General features: G+C 56.7%; 3 protein-coding genes. 1 reads left to right on the top strand and 2 read right to left on the bottom strand.

From position 1 onward, the window contains the following. Nucleotides 1-1,327: aldehyde dehydrogenase family protein (locus ABX962_RS32555; RefSeq protein WP_372725860.1), on the top strand; the 1,327-nt coding region annotated here is incomplete at its 5' end. 174 nt (nucleotides 1,328-1,501) lie between these two features. Here ABX962_RS32555 and ABX962_RS32550 read toward each other — a convergent pair. Together ABX962_RS32550 and ABX962_RS32545 are read right to left on the bottom strand one after the other, a co-directional pair. Next, nucleotides 1,502-3,040: a cytochrome P450 gene (locus tag ABX962_RS32550; protein WP_372725859.1), complete on the bottom strand. Its 1,539-nt coding sequence runs from the start codon at nucleotides 3,038-3,040 to the stop codon at nucleotides 1,502-1,504. A gap of 9 nt (nucleotides 3,041-3,049) precedes the next feature. Then, on the bottom strand, nucleotides 3,050-3,658 hold a 609-nt coding region (locus ABX962_RS32545; protein ID WP_372725858.1), incomplete at its 5' end, for an NYN domain-containing protein.

The raw sequence follows: 3,658 nt of genomic DNA, 5'->3' as shown, positions 1-3,658 counted from the left end.
TGATTTGGCGGTAAAACATGTTGTGCAGTCGGCGTTTGGACACAGTGGTCAAAAATGTAGTGCAACGTCGCTGCTGTTACTCGAAAACGATGTGTTCGACGACAAAGCGTTTCGCGAGATGTTGGCCGACGCCGTCTCGAGCATCCGAGTGGGATCCAGTTGGGATTTGTCAACGAAGATGGGGCCGTTGATCAAACCGCCGCAAGCGGAATTGAATCAGGGGTTAAAATCGCTCGAGGACGACGAGTCGTGGTTAGTGATTCCCGAGCACATTGTCGACAACCCCAATTTGTATCGGCCGGGAGTCAAGTGGAATATTCGACCGGGAAGTTTTACGCATCTCACCGAACTGTTCGGCCCGGTGCTCGGCGTGATGCGGTTCTCGCGGCTGGAAGAGGCGATTGAGATCGTGCGTTCGACGGGCTACGGATTGACCAGCGGACTCGAGAGTTTGGATGACCGCGAGATCGCATTGTGGCGTGATTCGGTTCATGCTGGCAACCTGTACATCAACCGTCCGACAACCGGAGCGATCGTGTTGCGGCAACCGTTCGGAGGGGTCGGTCTGAGTGCCTATGGGCCGGGCGTCAAAGCAGGCGGCCCGCATTACGTGTTGCCGTTGATGCGAGTGACCGATGGAAAACCCGCGGTTGAGCTCCCGTCGCACGGTCGGGCAAAAGGCGGCGAGACGTTCGAGAATGAGGAATTAGACCGTTTGAACTCCTTGCTGGAACGGGCTGTCAACGACGCGGTGGTCGATGATGTTGCCGCGGCTCGGATTCAAGCGGCGGCAGCCACGCAACGAGTCGCATTGGAAAACGAGTTTTCGAGTGAACACGATACTTTTCGTTTAATCGGGCAAGACAATATTCGCCGGTATCGGCCGACACAGGCGATGAACCTGCGATTTGACGCTAATGATTCAATTTCGGATATTTGGATTTCGTTGTCGGCGGCAATTACGGTCAAGACGCAGGTGACGTTGTCGATCGATCCCGAGGTGTCCGATGCGATCAAGGATTTACTCGAGATGATTGCAGACATTTTCCCAGGATTGGTCCATCCGATCGACGAGTCGGAATCCGAGTTGGTCGAGCGAATCTCGGCAGGCGACGTCGGTCGACTGCGGTTGGTCGGTTCGACGAAGTCCAAAGAGATCGACGACGCGTGTGCAGAGTCATTTGTGACGGTGATTCGCGAGCCGGTGCTTGTGGAAGGTTCCGTGGAATGTTTGCGATATCTTGACGAACAATCGATCTCGCACGACTACCATCGCTACGGCAACCCCGGCCGCCGCGCCGGCGAAAAACGAGCCGAGGTGCTTTAGGTCTGGATGCTAGATGTTTGGGCGTGTTGTGGTATACGATTGCACTCGCGGACTGTCACCTCTCCACCAACGAAGTTGGGGGAGAGGTAACTACGGAAATAGTCGGAATAAGAGCCAGTCAATCAATCCGACGGCAACGTCAAATGATAGATGCCCAGTGGTTGCGTTACGGCATCACCGCAGCGACATTCGCACCCGCGTTCCGTCGGCGGGTTTGGTTGAGACGCCGGCGCGGACGGGGTTCACGTCGTTGTTCGCCTGGAACTGAAACGTTTTCACGAAGGCACCGACGACGAGCGAGACTTCGAGTTCTCCGAGATGTTTGCCGGGACAGACTCTTGGGCCGTGGCCGAAACCAAAGTGCAGGATGTCTTTGGTCGCACAGCCCGATGCGGCTAGGTGCTGCCATCGTTCAGGGGCAAATTCGTTCGCTCGATATCCGCTCGCTTGAACACCCCAGTGGTCTTCGTGCCGATTCGCATGCCACACGTCTAACAGGATGTGTGTGCGGTTGGGAATAAAGAGGGTTCGCCCATCGGCGGTGTTCACCCAGGTGTCGGCGGTGGCGCGGCGAGGCAAGAAGTACAGCGAGGGTGTCAGTCGCAAGGTCTCATTCAGCACATCGCGAAGGTAGGCGGCACTGGCCAACGTCTCAGGCGTATAGACATCAATGTCCTTTACTTCCTGGAACACTTTTTCTTGTGCGGCTGGGTTGCGGGCCAGATGTGAGATTGCCCACGTTGCATACGACGTGGTTGCTTCGAGAGCCCCCGCTAAAAAGACTTTCAAGTTGCTGATGAGCTTGGCGTCGGGGGCATCGGATTTGAATTGTTTCCACAACGCCTTGTTCTCGGAGCGTGGGGCTAGAACGCATTGGGTCAACTCTTCAAACGCCGCGTCGTCCTGCTTGGCCTGGGCGATTCGCTTTGTCATCCCCGGCAACTTCCGCCACGGGATTCCCAATTTGTTGCGAACCGTGTCGCTGACGATATGGTCGATCACCCGTTCCATCGCCGGCACGTAGCGATTGCATAGCTCGTCATAGGAGATTTCGGCGCCAAAAAAGTTATTGGTCAACATCTCCAACATCACGACCTTGATCTCGGGTTCCAACCGGATGTCGATTGATTCCTGATCATGGCTGGCGAGGTGCTCTCGCAGCACCTCGATTCGCTGCTGGACTGTCGTCCGAAACGTCTCGGCAAACTCGCCAAATTGTTCGGGTTGATACAAGGTGTTCTTGCCAAACGGGCACGCAGCAATCTTGCGTTGCTTTTTCCACTCGGCGCCGTTGGCAAACAGCAGCGTATCTTTGCCGGTCGCTCGTGCAATTCCAATCGATGGCATCGTGTCGCGATCAAATTGTCCTGGGCGATCCCCCGTCGCCGTCGCGATCGCCCGAATGATTCCGGGGTCGCGGGTGACCAGCACCGGAGCGAAGCCAGGAACGTCTAAGTAGCGATTGTGTCGTCCTGGGCCTTGTTCGTCGTCGGCGGCATGAAAGTAGGTTTCCAGGATGCGGATGGGATCATGGAAATTCCAGCGATGCGGAAACGGCAGCGATGGTCGATCGGATCCAGGATGAAATAGACGCACCCGAGATGGCAGGCAATCGCCGTCAAAGGGATTGATGGCGAACAACTGCTTTGGCAGTCGAGCGATTCGCCGGAACGCGGTACGGCAGCCGCCTGCAACTGGAGTGAATTTCGTCATCGCTGCAATTTATTCCTCGAAGCCGAATTCGCGCATCCAGTGCTCGACTTCGTCGCTTGATACTTTGCCTTTGGGTTTGCCGCTGCGGCTATGACTGCCGCCCTGCCCTGCCCCATCGGGGATTTCGATCGCTAATCGGGGATGGTCTTCAAGTAAATCATCTAGCCACGGATCGGCGTCAAATGGCGTGGCACCGCGCCGTTTAGCGGCGTCTTGCAAGCGGTGGTCCGATGACACGACCGCAAGTTGTTTAGGCGCCGAGTGTTCGCTGATCAGCCGCTCGATCAAATCGTCGGCTTCCGGTTCGTCGACCGCAAATCGGATGTCGAGTCCGGAAACCTCGTATCGGCTGACGGCATTGCTCGGCGGACAGCGGGCGTCAAACACGACGCAGGTGCGATTGCGAACAAATTCGGGCAGATGATCGCAGAGCCGAGAGATCAGCCGATTGCGTTCGGCCTCCAACCAGCGTGATTGGTGAGTCGTGGCGCGAGCGAAGCCGCCGCGTCCGGGCGCCGCAACGGGCCCAATGACGTTGTATCCATCCACCAGCAGTAAAAGTGACATCGATCGAACTTTGTCGCGAAGTAGCTCCTTTGGAAAGAGCGCGGTCCGCTC

Origin of the sequence: Novipirellula sp. (genome assembly GCF_041583735.1) — a bacterium.
Lineage (GTDB): Bacteria > Planctomycetota > Planctomycetia > Pirellulales > Pirellulaceae > Novipirellula.
The sequence above is the reverse complement of the archived record's forward strand: the minus strand, read 5'-3'. Positions and strand labels throughout refer to the sequence as shown.

What these genes read in the sequence shown, in the direction of transcription:
- ABX962_RS32550 (WP_372725859.1), bottom strand. Translation starts at nt 3,040, where the DNA reads ATGACGAAATTCACTCCAGTTGCAGGCGGCTGCCGTACCGCGTTCCGG.